This window comes from Sphingomonas sp. Y38-1Y (assembly GCF_032391395.1).
In the GTDB taxonomy this organism is placed as follows: domain Bacteria; phylum Pseudomonadota; class Alphaproteobacteria; order Sphingomonadales; family Sphingomonadaceae; genus Sphingomonas.
The window spans coordinates 2660703-2680313 of record NZ_CP135916.1 but is presented as its reverse complement, the minus strand read 5'-3'; the positions used below and the strand labels follow the sequence as shown (position 1 = coordinate 2680313).

Sequence of the window (19611 nt, the reverse complement as noted above, 5' to 3'; positions counted from 1 at the left end):
GTTCATTTTGGGCGCAATTGTGCCTTGCCCCAGACTTTAGGAGCGACGATGACCGAGACACGAACCGAAACCGACTCGATCGGTGCGATCGAGGTGCCCGCTACCGCCTATTGGGGGGCGCAAACGCAGCGTTCGATTGAGAACTTCCCCTTCGGATCGATGGAGCGGATGCCGATCGGCATCGTCCACGCGCTCGCGCTGGTGAAGCAGGCGGCGGCGCGGGTGAACCGGCGGCACGGGCTGGCGGCGGAAAAGGCCGACGCGATCGAGACGGCAGCCGCCGAAGTCGCGGGGGGCGCACTGGACGACCAGTTTCCGCTCGTCATCTGGCAGACGGGAAGCGGCACCCAGACCAACATGAACGTCAACGAGGTGATTGCCGGCCGCGCCAATGAGGCGCTGACGGGAGCGCGCGGCGGCAAGTCGCCCGTCCACCCCAATGACGACGTGAACCGCGGCCAGTCGTCCAACGACAGCTTCCCGACCGCGCTCCACATCGCCGCGAGCCTGGCGGCGCACCAGCGGCTGTTCCCCGCGCTCGATCGCCTTCGCAGCGCGATCGAGGCGAAGGCGGCGGCGTGGGATGACATCGTCAAGATCGGCCGCACGCATCTTCAGGACGCGACGCCGCTGACGCTGGGGCAGGAGTTTTCGGGCTATGCCAACCAGCTCTATCGGGCAGGGCGACGGATCGAGCCGGCGATCGAGCATGGCACCAACCGGCTGGCGCAGGGCGGCACCGCGGTCGGCACCGGCCTCAACGCACCGCAAGGCTTCGCGCGCGATTTCTGTGCGGAGATGCGCGCGTTGACCGGCATCGCCTTTGCGCCGGCTGAGAACGCGTTCGAGGCGCTGGCATCGAACGATCCGCTCGTCCACCTGTCCGGCACGCTCAACACGCTGGCGGTCGCGCTGACCAAGATCGCCAACGACATTCGCCTGCTGGGCTCCGGCCCGCGCTCCGGCCTGGGCGAGATCGACCTGCCCGCCAACGAGCCCGGCAGTTCGATCATGCCCGGCAAGGTCAATCCGACGCAGTGCGAGATGCTGACGATGGTCGCGGCGCAGGTGATGGGCAACCATGCGGCGATCACGATTGGCGGGCTTCAGGGCCATCTGGAGCTCAACGTGTTCAAGCCGCTGATCGGTGCCAACGTGCTCCGCTCGATCGACCTGCTCGCGACCGGGATGGAGGGCTTCGCCGAGCGCTGCGTCGACGGACTGGAGGCGAACGAGCGGCGGATCGCCGAACTGGTCGAGCGATCGTTGATGCTCGTCACCGCGCTGGCGCCCGAGATCGGCTATGACAATGCCGCCAAGATCGCCAAGCATGCTCATGTCGAAGGGCTGACGCTCAAGGAAGCCGGACTGGCGCTTGGCCTGGTCGACGAGGCGACGTTCGACCGGGTGGTACGGCCGGAGACGATGGTCGGTCGCTGACGGAACCGCGCCGCGCCGCTGCCGTTCAGAACGCTCACGTAACGCGAAGAGGGTTTCCCATGGGTGCGACGACTATCGGCGCGATCGTCGGAGCGGCGATCGACGGGATGAGCGGTGACGACGGCGTCGGCGACGGCGCGGTAATCGGCGCGATCACCGCCAACGTCCTGAAGGTCGCGGTACCCGTCGTGCTGACCTACGCCGTCGGCTGGGCGGTGCTGCGCGGACTGGGTCAGGCGTTCGACACGATCACGGGCAAGGAGCAACAGGCATGATCAAGCAAATCATCGGTGCGCTGGTCGGGCGCGAGATCGATCGCCGGGATGGCCGCGGCGGCATGAAGGGTGCGGCGGTCGGCTATGCCGCGGGTAGCGTCCTACGCCGCATGGGCCCGCTCGGCACCGCACTCGGCGCCGCCTATGTCGGTAAGAAGATGTACGACCGGCGCAAGGGTCGCCGCGTCGTCTGACGGAGCGTCGTCTGACAGGCGAGGGGCGGGCAGGGGTACTTGACCTTGCTCGCCTCTGCCCGCCAAAGGCGACCATGGTGCATTCGACCGACTCCGATCCCCATGGCATGAAGCGCCGCGGGGTTTTGTTCGTCCTTTCCTCGCCCTCCGGGGCGGGCAAGTCGACGATCGCGCGCAAGCTGCTGGCCGAGGACGCCGACCTGCAGATGTCGGTGTCGGCGACGACGCGGCCGATGCGGCCAGGCGAAGTCGACGGGCGCGATTATCACTTCGTCGATCTCGAGCGGTTTCGCGCCATGGTCGCGAACCACGAGTTCCTCGAATGGGCGCATGTCTTCGACCATCGCTACGGCACGCCGCGCGAGCAGGTGGAGGACATCCTCGCCTCCGGCCGTGACGTGCTGTTCGACATCGACTGGCAGGGCGCACAGCAGCTGTTCCAGATCGCCGGCGGCGACGTCGTCCGCGTCTTCATCCTGCCGCCCTCGATGGAGGAACTGCACCGCCGCCTGATCGCGCGCGCGACCGACAGCGAGGCCGTGATCGACGCCCGGATGGGACGCGCCGCGGCCGAGGTCAGCCACTGGGACGGTTATGACTATGTGCTCGTCAACGACGATGTCGAGCATTGCTATGAGTGCGTGCGCACGATCCTGAAGGCCGAGCGGCTCAAGCGGTCGCGCCAGACCGGGCTGATCGGCTTCATCCGCTCGATGCTCAAGAACTGACGCGCGTCGCCGCGTGCGCCTGTGCGCGCGCGATCAGATGGTCGAGATCCTCGCGCGCGATGTCGAAGCTTTCGTGCATGTCCGTAAGCGCGGCGTCGATGTCGCTCGCCTCGATCGCTGGCGCGGGCGGTGCCGGGCGCATCGCCGACGCGGCGGCGGGGACGTGCGGATAGGAGCGGGCGGTCGCGCGGTGGACGAACATCGCGATCGAGACCAACGCTATCGAATTGATCGCCACCGGCGCAAAGGCGAAGCCATAGCCCGCGGCGTGGATCGCCGGACCGCCGATCACCGCGGTCAGCGCCGCCGCCCCGCCCGGTGGATGCAGGCAGCGCAGCAGCGACATGACGAGGATCGCGCCGCCCACCGCCAGCCCGGCGGCGAGCACCGGATCGGGCACCAGCCGCCACATCGCGACGCCCACTAGCGTCGAGATAACGTTGCCGCCCACCACCGGCCAGGGCTGAGCCAGCGGGCTGGCCGGCACCGCAAAGACCAGCACTGCCGAGGCGCCGAGCGGCGCGACGATCACGGGCAGGTCCGCGGCGCCAAGCGGCAGCTGCGTGCAGACCACGATGGTCAGTGCGATCCCGATCGCCGCGCCCGCACAGGCGATCAGCCGCTCGGTCAGCGTGGCACCGGCGAGCAGGGGGCGGAACAGACGGATCATCAGGCGGCTTTCGCGGAGAAGGCGCGGGCGAGCAATTCAGGATTGTTTGGGTGCGGCGAAACGGGGGTTCCACCAGAAAGTTCGAATTAGACCCTTCTCCGTTCGCCTTGAGCTTGTCGAAGGGCGTGCCTGGGACACGTGCTTCGACAGGCTCAGCACGAACGGCCTAGATTTCATGCCCTCGTCGATCTGGAGTCAGGGCCAAATTCAGGTCAGGCCAGCGCTTCCAGGAACCGCACCGCGCCATCGAACTCGGCCTTGCGCCCCGCCTCGGCCTGGGTGGCGAGTTCGTCTTCGCCCCATTGCTCGACCTGCCATGCCTCATCGACCTGGCTTGCCGTCCAGATCGCCTCGGCATCGAACGCCCGTTCCGCGAGCGCCAGCGCCATCACCAGCGATCCGGTGATCGACGTCACGATCGACAGCGGTGCGAGTTCGAACGGATCGCGCGCCGCGACCGCGTGGGTAAGCCGCGCCAGCGTGGCGGGCGGCTGCGCGACGTGCATCACGCCCGCCGTCACCTCGAAATGCACGTCGTAGCGACCGCGCGCCCAGTCGAGCAGCGGGTCCCAGGCGGCCGCCTGACGCTCGACCAGCGCCTGCGGGGCTTCGGCGCGGTAGCAGGTGAGGTCGCTCTCGCCATAGTGTGCGATGCCCGTGGCAAAGGTCGCGGGATCGGGCGCCACGCGATCGATTGCGGCGTTGGCGAGGCCGGTGAGCGGCATCGCGCGCGGGTCGATTTCGCCCTCGACCGCCCGCCACTCCCCGGCGATCGCGTCGGCGAGTGTGCGGCTCGGCAGGATCAGCGGCGTGCGGCCGGGCGTGCGGATGGGCCTGGCGTCGAGCATGACCTGATGCCCGCCATCGGCCGCCTCGATCGCGACTTCGCTCCAGAAGCGCTTCATGGCGCGGGCGGCGTCCGCCAGCGGCGGGCGAGTGCGCGCGGCACCACCGCCATCACCCACAAGGCGGCGAGCACGATCGCGAAGCCCAGAATCTGCTGCGGCAACTGGTTCGATCGACCCATGATGACAAGGCCGAGGAGCGCACCGCCCACCGGCACGATCCGCGCCAGCGTCATCAGATAATAGCGGCCCATCGCCGGATCGCGCGGCGGCTTTGCGGAAGGGGGTTTGGCCATGATCTTCTAATAGGTGCCCTGTGCCAGCCGTACCAGTTCGCTGGCGTGGTCGGCGACGGCGAGCGCGCCCGCGTCGCGCAATTCGTCGGCCGCATGATAGCCCCAGGCGACGCCGATCGGCCGCGTTCCGGCGGCCAGCCCCATCGCCATGTCGAAGCTCGTATCGCCGATCATCACCGTCGTTTCCGGCGTCGCGCCAACCTCCGCCATCGCCGCGTGGAGCATGGCGGGGTGCGGCTTGGACGGGTGGCGATCGGCGGTCTGGAGCGTGACGAAGCGGCGGGAGAGGCCGTGATGCGCGAGCACCAGCGACAGCCCGCGATCGGACTTGCCCGTCGCGACACCCAGCCGCCAGCCCGCCGCCTCGAACGCGTCGATCGCCTCGGCAATGCCGTCGAATAGCGGCTCGTTCAGCAGGCCGCCATTGCCGCGCAGCGCCTGGAACGCGCGCTTATAATCCTCGGCCATGTCACGGTGCTGCGCGGGCTCCGCATCGGGGAGCAGCGCGGCGATCGCCTCGACCAGGCTCAGTCCAACGATGCGGCGGATGTCGGCGCGGGCGGGCGCGGGGATGCCGTGGCCGGCGAAGCAGCGCTCCATCGCCAGGCAGATGTTCGCCTGGCTGTCGACCAGCGTGCCGTCGCAGTCGAAGACCGCGAGGCGCCGGGTCAACCGCGCCCCCGACCGCGCCGTTCGCCGCGACGTTCCTTGCGCACCTGCTTGGCATGGGCGCGTGCCTTGGCCTTCTTGACCTCCCGCGTGGCGGGCGGCGGGCTGTCGTCGACGCGGACGTCGCCCAGCGCCAGGTCGAAGCCGAGCATCGCCATCGAATCGGCGAAGTGCGACGGCAGCTCGGCCGTCACCTCCAGCTTGCCCCCATCGGGATGGTCAATGCGGATGCGGCGCGCATGGAGGTGCATCTTGCGGCTGACCCCGCCGGTCAGAAAGCTTTCCTGCCCGCCATATTTGCCGTCGCCAACGATGGGGTGCCCGATTGCCGCCATGTGGACGCGAAGCTGGTGCGTGCGGCCGGTCTGCGGCTGGAGCTCGACCCAAGCGGCGCGGTTGCCCGCGCGCTCGATCACGCGATAGCGGCTGACCGCGGGCTGGCCGTTCTCCTCGTCGACATGCATCTTCTCGCCGCCGGTACCCGGCTGCTTGGCGATCGGCAGGTCGACCAGGCCGTCGGCAATCTCCGGCACACCGACGACCAGCGCCCAATAGATCTTCTTGGCCGACCGGCCCGAGAAGCGCTTGGAGAAGAACGCCGCCGCGCGTGCGCTGCGCGCCACCAGCAGCGCACCGGACGTGTCCTTGTCGAGGCGGTGGACCAGCTTGGGCCGATCGTCGCGCTCGAACGACAGCGCGTCGAGCAGGCCGTCGACATGGTCGTGCGTCTTCGTCCCGCCCTGTGTCGCGAGGCCGGGTGGCTTGTTGAGCACCAGCGCCTGGGCGTCGCGATGGATCACCATCGCCTCGGCCGACGCGATCTGTTCGGCGGTCAGCGGGCGCCGCTCGCGCACCGGGCGCGTCGTCGCCGCGACCGGCTCGGCCGGGGGGACGCGGATCGCCTGGCCGGTCGCGAGGCGATCGCCCGGATCGGCGCGCGCGCCATCGACGCGAAGCTGCCCCGTTCGCGCCCAGCGCGAGACGAGGTTGAAGCTCGCCTCCGGCAGATGCCGCTTGAACCAGCGGTCGAGGCGGATGCCGTCATCCTCGGCATCGACGGTGAACTGGCGGACCTGGCCCTTATCGTCGCTCATGCCAGCGCCCTCGCGGCGGCGAGCCCCGCGACCAGCGCGATCGACGCGCCGAGCACCGAGGCGAGCATGTAGCCGAGGCCGAGGACCCAGTCGCCGCGCTGGACCATGTTCACGAGCTCGAGCGTGAATGCCGAAAAGGTCGTGAAGCCGCCCAGGACGCCGACGCCGACCAGCAGCCGCCACGGCTCCCCGTCATCGCCCATCTGTGCCAGGCCGCCCGCGAGCAGGCCCATCGACAATCCGCCGACGAGGTTCACGATCAGCGTGCCCCAGGGCCAGCCGGGTCCGAACACCAGAGTTGCCGCGTGCCCCACCGCCAGCCGCGCCGCCGAGCCGGCCGCGCCGCCCAGCATCACCAATAGATATGCCATGTGCCCCGTTAGCGCGGGCGCGCCCGCTTGGGAACTCAGCGCCCGACGATCAGGTCGATGTCGGTGCCGCCGTCGCCGCGATCGGTGAGGAAGATCACGGTCGCAAGCCCGTCGCGGCGCGTGCCGCCGATCATGTGCGTCGCGCCGTCCGCCTGATGCTCGGCCGAGAAGCCGGCCCTGACGGCGCGGGTATAGTACCAGTCGATCAGCCCCGCGGCAGGCTTACCGACATAGAAGCTGACGACGCGCATCGAGCAGCCATCGCCCTCGACCCCCGCCGCCTCGCTGACCCGGGCATCGGGGTGGAGCGGCAGCTCGGCGGGCAGTCGGTCGGCCCACGCGGCGGAATAGGCGAGCCGCTGCGTACAGGCGGCGGCCGACTTGCCGCCCTTCGCGCGGGCGAGCGCGCCGAGCGTGATCGCCTGACGCGCGGTGGCGTCGGCGAACGGCTTTGGCGCGGGCGCCTTCATCAGCGGCTCGTCCCGCGCGGCGCTGCCGGCGGCGATGCCGGGGTGCGGCACCGGTGCGGCATAGGGTTGCGGGGCAGGGCGAACGGCGTCGGCGTTGCTCTTGGCCGCGAGCTGCGGGTCGACCATGATCTGGTCCTGCAACGCGGCCATCACCTGCGGATCGGCACCGTTCGCCGACTGACCCTCCGTCAGCTCCGCATCGAGCGCGGCGAGGTCCGCCTCGTTGGTCGGCTGGTTACCCCCGCACGCGGCGAGCAAAAGACAAAACCCGGGCAGGAGCATGCGCATGATCGCTCCATACCGGCGCAACGGTTAAGATCGCGTTGGTCAGACGACGACGAGCCGCGCGTCGTCGGGCAGTTCGGCAAGGAGGGTGACGAGCCCGATGCTTTCGGCGTCAGGGAGGGGCGAGGCTACAGCGTACAGATCGGCGAGGCCGGTCGGGCAGATCGAAACGACTACGCCCAGCGTTCGCAGCTCGATCAAGGCGTCAAGCACCGCTGGAACCGCCAGCATTGGCGTTGCCCCGGCATCGAGGTGCAATTGCGTAAAGCTGCCGAGGGCAGCATTCGATCCAGCCAATGAAAAAGCCGTGGCGGTTCGATCTTGGTCCGTTCCCGCAATAATCACGATCAGCGCGGCCATTTCAATCGCCCGGCAATATCGACCATTGCATTAACCGACCAACGCGAGCGCTCAAACAAAAACGGCGGCCCGTGAGGACCGCCGCTTCTGTTTTTGGCTTGCGCCGGACGAGCTTAGTTGCTGTCCGAATCGTCGTCGCCGTCGGTGGCGATGATGATGCCGCCGATAATCGCCGCAGCAGCGACGACACCGACGATGGCGCCCGCGCCGATCGCCTTGTTGGCGTCGTCCGACTTCGTCGAAGCGCGGACGGTCTTCGCCTGCGCAACCGAAAGCTTCGCAGCCCCGTTCGCGGCAAGCGCCGGCGCGGCGGTCATCGAGACCATGGCCGCAGTAGCAAGGATCTTGGCCAAACGCATTTGAAACACTCCCTTTAATCAACGTCGCGTACGTCGGCTGCCCACGCGCATAGTCCGCCGAAATAGCGTTCATGCCGTGATGCAGCATCGCCTTAGCGTATCACATCCGATACGACAACCCGCCAAGCATCGGGAAGACGGCGCTTATAAACCGCCTGACGCGTTGAGGTTCCTGTCTGTCCGGTACGGGCATTTCGAAGAAGTATCGATCGTTATTCAGCCGCGATAAGGAAGAGCCCATGCGGATGAGATTCAATCGGCGCGCACAAAAGACGATCGTCCTCATGGCTGCGCTGCTGCTGGGGCCGATGGCTGCCGTCGGCGCCGAGGATTACGCGCCGACTTTCGAGGCGCTGCGCACGGCCGACACCCGACTCCAGACGATCGGCGAGCGGCTGGCCGTGGCGGCGGCGCCCTGGTGCCGACGCCAGCAGCCGGCGCTCGGCCTCGCGCTGCATGGCCCCGATCAATATCTCGGGCCTGCGAGGGCGGCAGCGATCACGCATTTCCGATTTGACGGTCCACTTGGCGTGGCCGGGATCGTGCCGGGCGGCACAGGCGCGGCCAGCGTGCGCCGCGACGATTCGCTGATCGCGCTGGAGGGGGAAGCGATTGCGGAGCTGCCGACGCTTTCGTCCGACACGGCTGCCACCGCCCGGCTGGCGGCGTTCGATCGCGCCGTGGCGATGCGTCCGCCCGGCGCGCCGGTCACGCTGACGCTCCGCCGAGACTCTGCGAACCGGACGACGACGCTCAAGGCGCGGCCGGCATGCCGAGCCCGATTCGAGCAGCGCGACGCCGACGACAATCAGGCGAGCGCCGACGGCGTGCTCGTCCAGATCAGCTCGCGTTTTCTGACCGAACTCGACGACGATGCGGTCGCGGTGCTCGTCGCGCACGAGCTGTCGCACAATGTGCTGGAGCATCGCCGTCGGCTGGACGAGGCGGGGGTGCGGCGCGGGCTGCTGTCGAACTTCGGGCGCAACGCGTCGCTGTTCCGGCAGAGCGAGGTCGAGGCCGACATCCTCGCCGTCCATCTGCTGGCGCGGGCGGGGTACGATCCGGCGCTTGCGGCACAGGTTTGGAAGCGGATCGGGCCGCGCTATGCCGGGGGATTGCGGTCGGCGACGCATCCGGGCTGGCGCGATCGGGTGGCGACGATGGCGACCGAGGCGCCGCGGGCGAGCGCGAGCGGCTCGCCGGCGATCCTTGCCGCGCGCAACAAGCCGATCGACGGCGACTGGCGTTCGATCCTGGTTCGCGCGCGTTAACCGCAGACGCGGCAGCCGGGATCCTTGGGCACCGCCAGCGTGCGAAAGCGCATCGACAGCGCGTCGGCGACGAGCAACCGCCCGGCCATGTCATCGCCGAACGGGACGATCGCGCGAATCGCCTCCAGCGCGGCCATGCTGCCGACGACACCCGCCATCGCGCCGAGCACGCCGACCTCGGCACAGGTGACGCCCGGCCGCTCGGGATCGTCGCCGACGACACAGGCGTAGCAGGGCTTGTCCGGCTCCCACCCGCGATAGATCGCGAGCTGGCCGTCGAACTGCGTCACCGCCGCGGACACCAGCGGGATGCGTGTGTCTAGCGCCGCGGAGGCGACCGCGAGACGGGTGGCAAAATTGTCGCAACCGTCGAGCACGACGTCGGCGCCAGTGATCAGCGCGGCGGCGTTGGCCAAATCGATCCGAGTCGTGCGGGCCTCGGCGACGACATCGGGGTTGAGGCGCATCGCCGTGGCGGCGGCGCGCTCCGCCTTTGGCGCGCCGAGATCGGCGGGATCGAACAGCGTCTGGCGCTGAAGGTTCGAAAGCTCGACATGGTCGTCGTCGACGATCGTCAGCCGGCCGACACCGGCCGCTGCAAGATACTGGATCGCGGGCGACCCGATCCCGCCGGCGCCGATCACGACGACGTGCGCGGACAGGAGCCGCGCCTGACCGCCGCCGCCGATCTCGTGCAGCACGATGTGGCGGGCATAGCGGTCGAGCTGGGCGTCGGTCAGGCCGGCCATTTGAAGCGGAGCGTCGCGCGATACCATTGCGGCACCATCGCGCGCGCCGGCAAATTGCCGCGCGCGAAGCCGAGAACGAGGCCCGCGGCATATTGCTCGACCGTCGGGCAGTCGATCGCGCGAGGAATGGTCAGGCGGGGGCCCGTCTCCGGCGTCACGAGCATTGCCACGTCGACGGTGACGTCGCCCGTCCGCGCGGTCGCACCGCTCAGGCGACAGCGGCCGGCGGTCACCTCGCCCGCGACGAAGGCCATCATCTCCGGCAGGATCACCGGCGGCTCGCGGTACGGGACGGGGGGCAGCGAGTCCCACGCGATCACCTGACCCGACCCGGACGGCAGCGGGACGGGCGGCGGGATCACCTGGGCCAGCGCCGCGCCGGCGACTGCCAGGAGCGGCATCGCCGGCATCAGCGCCCTGTCGATCCGAAGCCGCCGGCACCGCGGGCGGTATCGTCGAGCGCCACGACCTCGACAAAGGTCGCGGGCTGCACTGCGGCGGGGACGAGCTGAGCGATGCGTTCGCCGCGCTTCACCTCGAACGAGTCGGCGCCGAGATTGGCGAGAATGACCTTCACCTCGCCGCGATAGTCGCTGTCGATCGTGCCCGGCGTGTTGAGGCACGTGATGCCGTGCTTGAGCGCGAGGCCCGAGCGGGGGCGGACCTGTACCTCATACCCCGGCGGGATCGCGATCGCGAAGCCCGTGGCGACGGCGTGGCGTGCGCCGGGCGCGAGCGTCACGTCCTCGGCCGCGATCACGTCCAGCCCGGCGGCGCCCGGCGTCGCGTAGGCGGGCAGCGGCAGGCCCTCGCCATGCGGCAGTCGCTGGAGCGCGATCGAGATCGGGGCGGTGCTCATGTCCTCGGCTCCCTCCTTGCCGCGTTGTCGGCAAGCCGCGCAAGCACCTGCGTTATCTCGTCGTTGGCTAGCAGCGCCTGTCCGTCGGCGTCGACCTGTCGATACTCGACGGCGATCCCGCGCAGCGCCAGCGCCTCGGCATAGAGGCGCGCGATCCTGGCCGGTACGCGGGCCTTCTCGCCGCCCGAAACGATCCCGACCCGGGCGTTGAGGCCGATGCCGCCGACGGTCTGGAGCGGGTCGAGGCTGTCGACATTGTCGGCGAACGCACGATCCTGTCGTGCCATGTGCCGGCGCCATTCGGGCAGCGCGCAGGGACAGCCGACGAGGAGCAGCGCATCGACGAGGTTCGGCTGGCTGGCGGCGAGATTGGCCGCGAGCGCCGCGCCGCCGCCATCGCCGACGACGATCGCGCGCGCATTGCGGTACCGGTTGCGAAGCGCGTCGACGCTTTGCGCGACGAGGCGGACCTGCTCGGCCGAATAACCGTCGCCGATCCCGCGCGCGCGCGGCCCGGGGCTGGCGCGGCCGGCGACGTCGGCATAGCCCGGGCGCAGCAGCACCACGGCGGCGCCCGCGGGCACGGCGCCGGCGGCGCGCTCGGCAAAGGCAGCGTAATCGACGGGGTCGGCAGGCGCGAGATCGTCGTGGAGGATGACGACGAGGTTCTGGACCTGGCTCGCTCGCAGCTTGCCATAGGTGGCGGTCGCCAGCGACGGCGCCGCGGGCCCGGCGGCCTCGCGCGTCGAGGCGCAGCCGGCGAGCAGCAGCGCGGCGGCGATGGGCAGGCTAAAGCGCATCGGCGATCCTTTCGGCAAGACGGCGCGCCACCGCCGCCTTCGAAGCGGCGGGCCACGTCTCGACGCCGATATCGGTGACGAGGTGGACGGCGTTCGCATCGCCGCCCATCACGTCGCCCGACACGTCGTTGGCGACGATCCAGTCGGCGCGCTTGGCGGTGCGCTTGGCGGTGGCGTGCTCGACCACGCGCTCAGTCTCGGCCGCGAAGCCGATGACGAGGCGGGGGCGGGCGGGCGAACTCGCGACGTTCGCGAGGATGTCGGGATTGGCGACCAGCGACAGCGCGGGCGCACCCTGGCTCTTTTTAAGCTTCTGGTCGGCGGCGCCCTCGACGCGCCAGTCGGCAACGGCGGCGACCATGATCGCGACATCGGCGGGAAGCGCCGCCTCGACCGCCGCGGCCATCTCGCGTGCGGTCTCGACCTCGATGCGGGTCGTGCCGGCGGGGGCGGGGAGGGCGACGGGGCCGCTCACCAGCGTCACCCGCGCGCCCATCGCGGCGCAGGCGGCGGCGATCGCATAGCCCTGCTTTCCGGACGAGCGGTTGGCGATGTAGCGCACGGGATCGATCGGCTCGTGCGTCGGCCCGGCGGTGACGAGGATATGGCGTCCCTCCAGCCGGCGATCGGGCGCCAGCGCCGCCTCGATCGCGGCGAGGATCGCGGGCGGCTCGGGCAGGCGGCCCGGCCCGTATTCGCCGCACGCCATCGCGCCTTCGTCCGGCTCCAGCACGGTGACGCCGTCGGCGCGGAGGGTCGCGACGTTGCGGCGCGTCGCGGCGTGCTGCCACATGCGCACGTTCATCGCGGGCGCGGCGAGTACGGGCTTGTCGGTGGCGAGCAGCAGGGTCGTCGCAAGGTCGTCGGCGACCCCGGCGGCCATCCGCGCGAGGAGGTCGGCGGTGGCGGGTGCGACGACGACTAGGTCGGCCTGTCGGCTGAGCTGGATATGTCCCATCTCGGCCTCGTCCTTGAGGTCCCAGAGCGTCGTGTAGACTTGCCGCTCGCTAAGGGCCGCGAGCGTCATCGGCGTCACGAAATGCGTGCCGCCCTCCGTCAGGACGCACGTCACCTCGATGCCGGCGCGGCGGCAGAGGCGGATCAGCTCGCATGATTTGTACGCGGCGATACCGCCGCCTACGATCAGCAGGATGCGCTTCATCGCGTGATCCTCTGCACCCGCACGCGCCGCGTGTCCATCGCGGCGGCGGTCAGGTCGCGCAGCCCGTCTGGCAGGAACGCCAACCCGACGAGGATCAGCGGCGTCGCCATCAGCCCCCAGTAGAAGGTGTCGAGCCGCGCGAAGAGGCTCATCACCAATGCATAGGCGGCGATCGTCGCGGTGACGCGAAGGCCGGTGGGGTCGTTCCACGCGCTCCAGCCGAACGCGGCGAGCGCGACGATCGGCGCGGCGAGGCCAAGCGGCAGGATCTGGAGCGCGCTCGAGTCCCAGATCGCGCGCACGAACAGGCCGGGACCGTTGAGGCCGGCCCAACCCGGCGACTGCGCATCGAGCGGCCCGGCAGAGTGGCTCGCGGCCCAGGCATGCGCGGCGAGCACGATCGCGAACACGCCAAGCGCCGCGCCCCAACCGAACGCCTCCCGCCGCTGTCCCTCGAACCAGGCGCAACCGGCCATGACGACGAGGTAGAGCGCCGCGGTCTCGCGGATCAGCGTGGCGGCCAGGCCGAGCGCGGCGGCGGTGAGCCACAGCCCCGGTCGCCGCGCCGCGAGCGACAGCGCGACGAGCGGCGCGGCCCAGAATTCGTGAAACGGCCAGAGCGGCCACTGAACGAAGGCGACGAGCCCGCCGGCGAGCAGCACCGCCGCCGCGACCAGTGCCGCCGGCCGCGCAAGCCCGCCCGCCATCAGCCGCGCGAGCCACGCGAACCCCGCGGCGATCGACAGTGACAGCATCAGCGCCAGGACGCCGAATGGCGGGAGCGCGGCCTGTACCACCGCGAGCGTCGGCAGGCGGAAGGTGAGGAAGGGGCGGAGCGGATAGTCGAGCGCGCGCAATTGATCGGCGGCGACCTCGTAATAGCCGCCGCCCGAGCGCATCCCCGCGACGATCCCCTCATAGAGCACAAGGTCGCCCGCCCCCGCATCGCCAGCCGACCCTTCGGGCGATCCGAGCAGCAATGCCGTGAACGACACGAGGACGAGCAGCGCGAGCAGGGCGAGCGTCAGCCGCGCGCGCCGGCGGGCGATGCCGGCATAGCGGCTCGATTGCGCCAGCCACAGCGGCGGCAATGCCCTCACGTCAGCAGCAGCGTCGCGGCGATCCCGGCGCCCGCACCGGCGATCGCCATCGCGGCATAGCGCCAGCCGCCGCCGACGCGGATCACCTCGATCTCCTTGAGCGGCGGGGCCGGGGGCGCGCCGCCCGGATTGGGATAGCGCCGCTCAATGTTGCGGATCAGCTGGGGGAGGCGGGCGAGGGTGCGCACGTCCTCGACCAGGCGATCGGCGACCGCCGCCTCCGGCCCGAGCTCGGTGCGCAGCCATTCGCTGATGAACGGCGCGCCGACGTCCCAGAGATTGACGTCGGGATCGAGGCTGGTCGCCACCCCCTCGACCATCACCATCGTCTTCTGGAGCAATAGCAGGTGGGGCTGCGTCTGCATGTCGAAGTCGCGGGTGATGTTGAACAGGCTGTCCAGCATCATGCCGACCGACATGTCCTTGGTCGCGAGGCCGCGGACGGGCTCACCCACGGCGCGCAGCGCCGTCGCGAACTCGGCGACATTGTGGTGCGCGGGGACATACCCCGCCTCAAAATGGATCTCGGCGACGCGGCGGTAATTGCCGGTGATGAGGCCGTAGAGGATTTCCGCCAGCCACACCCGCGCGCGGCGGTCGATGCGGCCCATGATGCCGAAATCGATCGCGGCGATCCGACCGCCGGGGAGCGCGAACAGGTTCCCCTGGTGCATGTCGGCGTGGAAGAATCCGTCGGCGATCGCCTGTCGCAGGAAGGCGCGGACGAGCTTGGCGGCGAGTGCGGGCAGGTCGTGGCCCGCAGCGATCAGCGCCTCCCGGTTCGACAGCTTGATGCCGTCGACCCATTCGAGCGTCAGCACCTTGCCCGTCGTCCGCTGCCAGTCGATCGCGGGGACGACGAAGTCGGGCTCGGCGGCCATCCCCTGCGCGAGTTCAGATGCCGAGGCGGCCTCGCGCCTGAGGTCGAGCTCGCGTAGCGTCCAGCGCTTGAACGTGTCGATGACGAGGCGGGGGCGCAGGCGCGCGGCCTCGCCGCCCATCTGCTCGACCTGGGCTGCTGCCCATTCATAGGTGTCGATGGCGCGCGTGAACTCGGCCTCGACACCGGGGCGGATCACCTTGATCGCAACGCGGCGACCGTCGGTGGTGGTCGCGCGGTGGACCTGCGCGATCGAGGCGGCGCCGATCGGCACGGGCTCGATCTCGGCGAACAGCGTTTCCAGCGGCTTGCCGAAGCTTGCCAGCATGACCGCGCAGACATCCTCGAACGGGACGGGCGGCAGCGCGTCCTGAAGCCGGAGAAGGTCGTGCGTCGCCTCGTCCCCGACGAGGTCGGGGCGGGTGGCGAGCGTCTGGCCGAGCTTGATCGCGGCGGGGCCGATCGCCTGAAACGCGTCGGCATAGGCGGGCCGCCTGGGCACGCGCGCGCCGATCCGCGCGATCCGCGCGACGCGGCGAACGGCAAGCGGCGTGTTGGGGCTGCGCTCGATCTCCGTCAGCGCGCCGTGACGCGCGAGCGTGCGACCCCATTTGATCAGGCGCCAGAGATGGACGGCGGGCGCGGTCATGCGGCTGTCGCCCCAACTGCTCTCAAGCACCTCCCCGGGACGGGGAGGGGGACCATGCGAAGCATGGTGGAGGGGTATGCGGCAAGCGGGCCGTTCGCGGTGGCCCCCCTCCACCACTCGCTGCGCGAGCGGTCCCCCTCCCCGTTCCGGGGAGGTGTTTTCGCCATCAGATCTTCCACCCGCTGTGAATCGCGACCAGCCCGCCGAGCATCGGCTCGACCCTGGTGCGCACGAATCCTGCCTCGGCAATCATACCCTCGAACCGGGCCATGTCGGGGAAGCGGCGGATCGATTCGATCAGGTAGCGATAGCTTTCGGCGTCGCCCGCCAGCGCCTGACCCAGCTTGGGCACGAGCCGGTGGGAATAGGCGTCATAGACCTCGGCGAACCCCGGCCAGAGCGTCGTCGAGAATTCGAGGCAGAAGAAGCGTCCGCCGCGGCGGAGCACGCGGTGCGCCTCACGAAGCGCCTTCGAAATGTCGGTGACGTTCCGGATGCCGAAGGCGATGGTGTAGGCATCGAAGAAGCGATCGGGAAAGACGAGCGTCTCGGCATTGGCCTCGGTCCAGACGAGGCCGTCGATGCCGCGCTTGGCCGCGCGCTCCATCCCGACCTCGAGCATCGCCGGGTTGATGTCGGCCACGGTGATCGCCGCGCCCGTCGGCGCCATGCGGAACGCAATGTCGCCGGTGCCGCCCGCCATGTCGAGGATGTGCTCGCCGCCGCGCGGCTTTACCCGGCGGACGAACACGTCCTTCCACACGCGGTGCATGCCACCCGACATCGCATCGTTCATCAGGTCGTAGCGGCTGGCGACGCTCTTGAAGACTTCGCCCACGCGAGCGGTCTTTTCGGCCGGGGCGACGTCTTCGTAGCCGAAGGAGACGGTGTCGGTCATGGGTCAGGTCCATGGCGGGAAAGCGGGGCGCTGCCAAGCCTTGCAGGCCGCATCGCGCCAACCTAGCTCCAAAGCCTGTATGCCCGAGCTTCCCGAAGTCGAGACGACGGTGCGCGGCCTGACGCCGGTACTCGCCGGGCGCCGGATCGCACGGATCGTCGCCAATCGCCCGGACCTGCGCCGCGCGCTGCCGGTGGACCTGGGCCAGCGGATGACGGGCGCGCGTGTCACCGGCCTGGGGCGGCGTGCCAAATACGGACTGATCCATACTGACCGCGGCGACACGATGGTGTTTCATCTCGGCATGTCGGGCCGGTGGCGCGTCGACCCGACCGAGGCGCTGACGCACGACCACCTGCTGATCGAGACCGGCGAGGGGCGCACGCTGGCGCTCAACGACCCGCGGCGATTCGGGTCGGTCGATCTCGTGCCCACCGAGGCGCTGCCCGGATGGGGGCCGTTCGCGGCGCTCGGCCCGGAGCCGCTGGGCGATGGGTTCGACGGCCGGCACCTTGCCGCCGCCTTCAAGGACCGGATCGCGCCGGCCAAGGCGCTGCTGCTCGACCAGCGCGTCGTCGCGGGGCTGGGCAACATCTATGTCTGCGAGGCGCTGCACATGGCGGGCATCGCGCCGTCGCGCGCGGGCGGGCGGATCGGCGCGAAGCGGCTGGCGGTGCTGGCCGATTCGGTGCGCGAGGTGTTGCTCGCAGCGATCGAGGCGGGGGGCTCGACGCTGCGCGACTATGCCCGGCCCGATGGCGAGCTCGGCTATTTCTCCAAGCAGTGGCGGGTCTATAGTCGTGAGGGGGAGGCGTGCGGTGGCTGCGGCGGTGCGGTTCACCGGCGCGCGGAGGGCGGTCGATCGACCTTCTGGTGCCCGACCTGCCAGCGATAATCGTTGACGCTCCGGCGCATCGCCGCTAAGGGGCGCGCTTTCCCGAGTGCCTCGACAGTGGCGCTCTCCCACATCACAGGTTTCGAGGACGGGCATGGCGAATACGCCGCAAGCGAAGAAGCGTATCCGGCGCAACGAGCGCCGCGCGGAAGTGAACGGCGCGCGGGTCAGCCGCATCCGCACCTTCGTGAAGAAGGCGGAAGCGGCGCTGGCGTCGGGCGACAAGGCTGCGGCGACCGCCGCGGTTGCCGCGATGCAGCCCGAGCTGGCGCGCGGCGTCGCTAAGGGCGTCGTCCACAAGAACACGGCGGCGCGCAAGTTCTCGCGCCTGACCAAGCGCCTCTCCGCGCTGGCCTGATCGTCCTTCAACGGCGGCTTACGGCCCCGTCGGCATGTGCCGGCGGGGCTTTTTGCGTGTCCGAACGGGCCGATTTGGAACGTTCGGTGAAAGCCTAGGAAAGTCCGCGAGTCGGGCGATGCCGAATGGCCGAGTAACTTCATTTTTCTTAACGAAAACAGCGCCTTGAAGGGCATTTCTGCGCGAGCCCGCGGGGATGCGCGTCAAGCCTTTTATATTTCATTTTGTTGACCCCGGACGCTTGATCGGCGCGCGCGACGCTTCCAGAACGGTCGTCCCGCTGCGTCGTCGGACGCGCTTCGGCCTGTGCCGAAAAGCGGGCCTCTGGGTTCGGCGAACCTGGTTGGGGGCAACCGATCGCTGGTTTTGTAACTGGGCTGCAAGGCACCTCGCCTTGCGGAACGAGGGAGATTTGCGCGCGTGCACGGCAACGAACCGCTTCGATCCATGCCGGCGATCGCCGACGCCTGGGACCTGGTGCGGCGCAACCTGCGCAGCCAGTCGGGCGCCAAGGTGTTCGACCAGTGGCTGAAGCCTGCCGTGCTGGCGACGGGGTCGGATGCGGAGACGGTGCGCATCGGCCTGCCGTCGCCATTCATGACCAATTACGTGAAGAGCCATTTCGGCGACCGCCTGCGGCTGGAGTTCCGTCAGGTGCTGCCCAGCGTCCGCAGCGTCATCGTCGAGACCTCGACCGCGGCGCTGACGCCCGCGAGCGCCAACGACGAATCGCCGGCGACGGCGACCGCCCCCGCGCCTACGCCGCCGCGCGTGCTGAGCGCCGAGCGGCCGATCGCGGCCGCGCCCGCGCGCCCCGCGCGTGACGGCGAGCGATTCGCGTTCGACCAGCGCTTCACCTTCGACCGGTTCGTCGCGGACGCCACGAACCAGGTCGCGTTCAACGCCGCGCGGCTCGTCGCTGCCGAAGGGCCGGTGCGGTTCAGCCCGCTCTACCTCCACGGCGCGACCGGGCAGGGCAAGACGCACCTGGCCCATGCGATCGGCCACGCGTTCCTGGCGACGCATCCCTCGGCCTCGGCGATCTACATGCCGGCCGAGCGATTCATGTTCGAGTTCGTGAAGGCGGTGCGCGAGCGCGATACCTTCGCGTTCAAGGCGCGGCTGCGCAGCGTCGACCTGCTCGTCATCGACGACCTCCAGTTCATCGCCGGCAAGGATGCTACGCAGGAGGAATGCTTCCACACCGTCAACGAGTTCATGACGATGGGCAAGCGGCTGGTGATCTGTGCCGATCGGAGCCCGCGGATGCTGGAGGGGATCGATTCGAAGCTGGTCGGGCGGCTCGCCTCCGGCCTGGTCGCCGACATCCGTCCGCCCGAATATGCGCTGCGCCGTGCGATCCTGGCCGCCAAGCTTGCCGACATGCCGCAGGTAAGCGTGCCTGACGAAGTGCTCGAGCTCTTGGCGATGCGGATCACCGCCAACATCCGCGAGCTGGAAGGCGCGCTCAACCGCCTCGTCGCCTATGCGCAGCTGATCGGTGAGGAGGTGACGATGGACTTCGCGCTCCAGACGCTCGGTGAGGTGCTGAAGGGTCCGCAGAAGCGCATCACCATCGACGAGATCCAGAAGGCGGTGTCCGCGCATTTCGAGGTCAAGCAGCTCGACCTCGTTTCCGAGCGCCGCGCGGTGGCGATCGCCCGCCCGCGCCAGATCGCAATGTACCTGGCCAAGAAGCTGACGACGCGCAGCCTGCCCGAGATCGGCCGCAAGTTCGGCAACCGCGACCATTCGACCGTCATCCACGCCGTCCGCCGCATCGAGGAACTGCGCGACAAGGACCGCGAGATCGACACCGCCGTTCGCGGGCTGCTGCGACAGCTGGAGGGCTGACGACGGATCCCGATCGACGTCGGCTTCGTTCAGGCTTCAGACAGCTTTGCTGGAAGAGCTTGTAACGCGTTGATTAAAAG

25 protein-coding genes are annotated in these 19611 nt (G+C 69.6%); 8 read left to right on the top strand and 17 right to left on the bottom strand.

Features of this window, described 5'->3' with window-relative positions:
* The first annotated feature begins 48 nt into the window (after positions 1-48).
* The 4 genes from fumC to gmk all read left to right on the top strand — a co-directional run bounded on the left by fumC (position 49) and on the right by gmk (position 2637).
* Positions 49-1440, top strand: coding sequence for a class II fumarate hydratase (gene fumC / locus RS883_RS12805; RefSeq protein ID WP_315760569.1), 1392 nt, complete (start codon positions 49-51; stop codon positions 1438-1440).
* Positions 1441-1499: 59 nt separating this feature from the next.
* On the top strand, positions 1500-1715 hold the full coding sequence (locus tag RS883_RS12800; RefSeq protein ID WP_315760568.1) for a hypothetical protein: 216 nt from the start codon (positions 1500-1502) through the stop codon (positions 1713-1715).
* On the top strand, positions 1712-1909 hold the full coding sequence (locus tag RS883_RS12795; RefSeq protein ID WP_315760567.1) for a hypothetical protein: 198 nt from the start codon (positions 1712-1714) through the stop codon (positions 1907-1909). Before RS883_RS12800 ends, RS883_RS12795 begins: the two co-directional genes overlap by 4 nt.
* Before the next feature lie 74 nt (positions 1910-1983).
* Complete coding sequence (gene gmk / locus RS883_RS12790) at positions 1984-2637, top strand: guanylate kinase (protein ID WP_315760566.1); 654 nt, start codon at positions 1984-1986, stop codon at positions 2635-2637.
* On the opposite strand, the gene RS883_RS12785 is transcribed toward gmk, so the two are convergent.
* From RS883_RS12785 to RS883_RS12745, 9 genes are all read right to left on the bottom strand, one after another.
* A complete protein-coding gene (locus tag RS883_RS12785; protein ID WP_315765131.1) occupies positions 2627-3304 on the bottom strand; it encodes an HPP family protein in 678 nt (225 codons plus the stop codon). The genes gmk and RS883_RS12785 overlap by 11 nt on opposite strands.
* Before the next feature lie 215 nt (positions 3305-3519).
* Positions 3520-4212, bottom strand: a complete 693-nt coding sequence (locus RS883_RS12780) for an ATP12 family chaperone protein (protein ID WP_315760565.1) — start codon at positions 4210-4212, stop codon at positions 3520-3522.
* Positions 4209-4448 carry a hypothetical protein gene (locus RS883_RS12775; RefSeq protein WP_315760564.1) on the bottom strand — a complete coding sequence of 80 codons (240 nt, stop codon included), beginning with the start codon at positions 4446-4448 and terminating at the stop codon, positions 4209-4211. Before RS883_RS12775 ends, RS883_RS12780 begins: the two co-directional genes overlap by 4 nt.
* Before the next feature lie 6 nt (positions 4449-4454).
* A complete protein-coding gene (locus RS883_RS12770) occupies positions 4455-5120 on the bottom strand; it encodes an HAD-IA family hydrolase (RefSeq protein WP_315760563.1) in 666 nt (221 codons plus the stop codon).
* A complete protein-coding gene (locus RS883_RS12765) occupies positions 5117-6211 on the bottom strand; it encodes an RluA family pseudouridine synthase (RefSeq protein ID WP_409977349.1) in 1095 nt (364 codons plus the stop codon). The genes RS883_RS12770 and RS883_RS12765 overlap by 4 nt, the downstream gene beginning before the upstream one ends.
* Positions 6208-6582, bottom strand: coding sequence for a CrcB family protein (locus RS883_RS12760; protein WP_315760562.1), 375 nt, complete (start codon positions 6580-6582; stop codon positions 6208-6210). The genes RS883_RS12765 and RS883_RS12760 overlap by 4 nt, the downstream gene beginning before the upstream one ends.
* Before the next feature lie 35 nt (positions 6583-6617).
* Positions 6618-7340: a hypothetical protein gene (locus RS883_RS12755; protein ID WP_315760561.1), complete on the bottom strand. Its 723-nt coding sequence runs from the start codon at positions 7338-7340 to the stop codon at positions 6618-6620.
* A gap of 39 nt (positions 7341-7379) precedes the next feature.
* Positions 7380-7697 carry a hypothetical protein gene (locus RS883_RS12750; RefSeq protein ID WP_315760560.1) on the bottom strand — a complete coding sequence of 106 codons (318 nt, stop codon included), beginning with the start codon at positions 7695-7697 and terminating at the stop codon, positions 7380-7382.
* 113 nt (positions 7698-7810) lie between these two features.
* On the bottom strand, positions 7811-8056 hold the full coding sequence (locus RS883_RS12745) for a hypothetical protein (protein ID WP_315760559.1): 246 nt from the start codon (positions 8054-8056) through the stop codon (positions 7811-7813).
* Positions 8057-8301: 245 nt separating this feature from the next.
* On the opposite strand from RS883_RS12745, the gene RS883_RS12740 reads away from it, so the two are divergent.
* On the top strand, positions 8302-9327 hold the full coding sequence (locus RS883_RS12740) for a M48 family metallopeptidase (protein ID WP_315760558.1): 1026 nt from the start codon (positions 8302-8304) through the stop codon (positions 9325-9327).
* Here the strand turns inward: RS883_RS12740 and RS883_RS12735 are convergent.
* The 8 genes from RS883_RS12735 to RS883_RS12700 all read right to left on the bottom strand — a co-directional run bounded on the left by RS883_RS12735 (position 9324) and on the right by RS883_RS12700 (position 16424).
* Positions 9324-10076, bottom strand: a complete 753-nt coding sequence (locus RS883_RS12735) for a HesA/MoeB/ThiF family protein (RefSeq protein ID WP_315760557.1) — start codon at positions 10074-10076, stop codon at positions 9324-9326. The two genes, RS883_RS12740 and RS883_RS12735, sit on opposite strands and share 4 nt — an antisense overlap.
* Positions 10064-10477 carry a hypothetical protein gene (locus RS883_RS12730; protein WP_315760556.1) on the bottom strand — a complete coding sequence of 138 codons (414 nt, stop codon included), beginning with the start codon at positions 10475-10477 and terminating at the stop codon, positions 10064-10066. Before RS883_RS12730 ends, RS883_RS12735 begins: the two co-directional genes overlap by 13 nt.
* Before the next feature lie 8 nt (positions 10478-10485).
* Positions 10486-10935 carry a dUTP diphosphatase gene (gene dut, locus RS883_RS12725; protein ID WP_315760555.1) on the bottom strand — a complete coding sequence of 150 codons (450 nt, stop codon included), beginning with the start codon at positions 10933-10935 and terminating at the stop codon, positions 10486-10488.
* Positions 10932-11735: a hypothetical protein gene (locus RS883_RS12720; protein WP_315760554.1), complete on the bottom strand. Its 804-nt coding sequence runs from the start codon at positions 11733-11735 to the stop codon at positions 10932-10934. Before RS883_RS12720 ends, dut begins: the two co-directional genes overlap by 4 nt.
* Positions 11725-12897, bottom strand: a complete 1173-nt coding sequence (gene coaBC / locus RS883_RS12715) for a bifunctional phosphopantothenoylcysteine decarboxylase/phosphopantothenate--cysteine ligase CoaBC (RefSeq protein WP_315760553.1) — start codon at positions 12895-12897, stop codon at positions 11725-11727. The genes RS883_RS12720 and coaBC overlap by 11 nt, the downstream gene beginning before the upstream one ends.
* The gene (locus tag RS883_RS12710; protein ID WP_315760552.1) at positions 12894-13997 is read right to left on the bottom strand and encodes a hypothetical protein; all 1104 of its coding nucleotides are present in this window, start codon (positions 13995-13997) and stop codon (positions 12894-12896) included. The genes coaBC and RS883_RS12710 overlap by 4 nt, the downstream gene beginning before the upstream one ends.
* Positions 13994-15526 (bottom strand): 2-polyprenylphenol 6-hydroxylase, encoded by a 1533-nt coding sequence (gene ubiB / locus RS883_RS12705; RefSeq protein ID WP_315760551.1) that lies wholly within the window; start codon positions 15524-15526, stop codon positions 13994-13996. The genes RS883_RS12710 and ubiB overlap by 4 nt, the downstream gene beginning before the upstream one ends.
* 166 nt (positions 15527-15692) lie before the next feature.
* On the bottom strand, positions 15693-16424 hold the full coding sequence (locus RS883_RS12700; protein WP_315760550.1) for a class I SAM-dependent methyltransferase: 732 nt from the start codon (positions 16422-16424) through the stop codon (positions 15693-15695).
* A 79-nt stretch (positions 16425-16503) separates the two neighbouring features.
* Between RS883_RS12700 and mutM the strand changes: the two genes are divergently transcribed.
* From mutM to dnaA, 3 genes are all read left to right on the top strand, one after another.
* Complete coding sequence (mutM, locus tag RS883_RS12695) at positions 16504-17319, top strand: bifunctional DNA-formamidopyrimidine glycosylase/DNA-(apurinic or apyrimidinic site) lyase (RefSeq protein ID WP_315760549.1); 816 nt, start codon at positions 16504-16506, stop codon at positions 17317-17319.
* Between the two features lie 94 nt (positions 17320-17413).
* Positions 17414-17677: a 30S ribosomal protein S20 gene (gene rpsT, locus RS883_RS12690; RefSeq protein WP_315760548.1), complete on the top strand. Its 264-nt coding sequence runs from the start codon at positions 17414-17416 to the stop codon at positions 17675-17677.
* Positions 17678-18124: 447 nt separating this feature from the next.
* Positions 18125-19531 (top strand): chromosomal replication initiator protein DnaA, encoded by a 1407-nt coding sequence (gene dnaA / locus RS883_RS12685; protein WP_315760547.1) that lies wholly within the window; start codon positions 18125-18127, stop codon positions 19529-19531.
* The last annotated feature ends 80 nt before the right edge of the window (positions 19532-19611 follow it).

What these genes read in the sequence shown, in the direction of transcription:
- fumC (WP_315760569.1), top strand. Translation starts at nt 49, where the DNA reads ATGACCGAGACACGAACCGAAACCGACTCGATCGGTGCGATCGAGGTG.
- RS883_RS12800 (WP_315760568.1), top strand. Translation starts at nt 1,500, where the DNA reads ATGGGTGCGACGACTATCGGCGCGATCGTCGGAGCGGCGATCGACGGG.
- RS883_RS12795 (WP_315760567.1), top strand. Translation starts at nt 1,712, where the DNA reads ATGATCAAGCAAATCATCGGTGCGCTGGTCGGGCGCGAGATCGATCGC.
- gmk (WP_315760566.1), top strand. Translation starts at nt 1,984, where the DNA reads ATGGTGCATTCGACCGACTCCGATCCCCATGGCATGAAGCGCCGCGGG.
- RS883_RS12780 (WP_315760565.1), bottom strand. Translation starts at nt 4,212, where the DNA reads ATGAAGCGCTTCTGGAGCGAAGTCGCGATCGAGGCGGCCGATGGCGGG.
- RS883_RS12775 (WP_315760564.1), bottom strand. Translation starts at nt 4,448, where the DNA reads ATGGCCAAACCCCCTTCCGCAAAGCCGCCGCGCGATCCGGCGATGGGC.
- RS883_RS12765 (WP_409977349.1), bottom strand. Translation starts at nt 6,211, where the DNA reads ATGAGCGACGATAAGGGCCAGGTCCGCCAGTTCACCGTCGATGCCGAG.
- RS883_RS12760 (WP_315760562.1), bottom strand. Translation starts at nt 6,582, where the DNA reads ATGGCATATCTATTGGTGATGCTGGGCGGCGCGGCCGGCTCGGCGGCG.
- RS883_RS12755 (WP_315760561.1), bottom strand. Translation starts at nt 7,340, where the DNA reads ATGCGCATGCTCCTGCCCGGGTTTTGTCTTTTGCTCGCCGCGTGCGGG.
- RS883_RS12750 (WP_315760560.1), bottom strand. Translation starts at nt 7,697, where the DNA reads ATGGCCGCGCTGATCGTGATTATTGCGGGAACGGACCAAGATCGAACC.
- RS883_RS12745 (WP_315760559.1), bottom strand. Translation starts at nt 8,056, where the DNA reads ATGCGTTTGGCCAAGATCCTTGCTACTGCGGCCATGGTCTCGATGACC.
- RS883_RS12740 (WP_315760558.1), top strand. Translation starts at nt 8,302, where the DNA reads ATGAGATTCAATCGGCGCGCACAAAAGACGATCGTCCTCATGGCTGCG.
- RS883_RS12735 (WP_315760557.1), bottom strand. Translation starts at nt 10,076, where the DNA reads ATGGCCGGCCTGACCGACGCCCAGCTCGACCGCTATGCCCGCCACATC.
- RS883_RS12730 (WP_315760556.1), bottom strand. Translation starts at nt 10,477, where the DNA reads ATGCCGCTCCTGGCAGTCGCCGGCGCGGCGCTGGCCCAGGTGATCCCG.
- dut (WP_315760555.1), bottom strand. Translation starts at nt 10,935, where the DNA reads ATGAGCACCGCCCCGATCTCGATCGCGCTCCAGCGACTGCCGCATGGC.
- RS883_RS12720 (WP_315760554.1), bottom strand. Translation starts at nt 11,735, where the DNA reads ATGCGCTTTAGCCTGCCCATCGCCGCCGCGCTGCTGCTCGCCGGCTGC.
- coaBC (WP_315760553.1), bottom strand. Translation starts at nt 12,897, where the DNA reads ATGAAGCGCATCCTGCTGATCGTAGGCGGCGGTATCGCCGCGTACAAA.
- ubiB (WP_315760551.1), bottom strand. Translation starts at nt 15,526, where the DNA reads ATGACCGCGCCCGCCGTCCATCTCTGGCGCCTGATCAAATGGGGTCGC.
- RS883_RS12700 (WP_315760550.1), bottom strand. Translation starts at nt 16,424, where the DNA reads ATGACCGACACCGTCTCCTTCGGCTACGAAGACGTCGCCCCGGCCGAA.
- mutM (WP_315760549.1), top strand. Translation starts at nt 16,504, where the DNA reads ATGCCCGAGCTTCCCGAAGTCGAGACGACGGTGCGCGGCCTGACGCCG.
- rpsT (WP_315760548.1), top strand. Translation starts at nt 17,414, where the DNA reads ATGGCGAATACGCCGCAAGCGAAGAAGCGTATCCGGCGCAACGAGCGC.
- dnaA (WP_315760547.1), top strand. Translation starts at nt 18,125, where the DNA reads ATGCCGGCGATCGCCGACGCCTGGGACCTGGTGCGGCGCAACCTGCGC.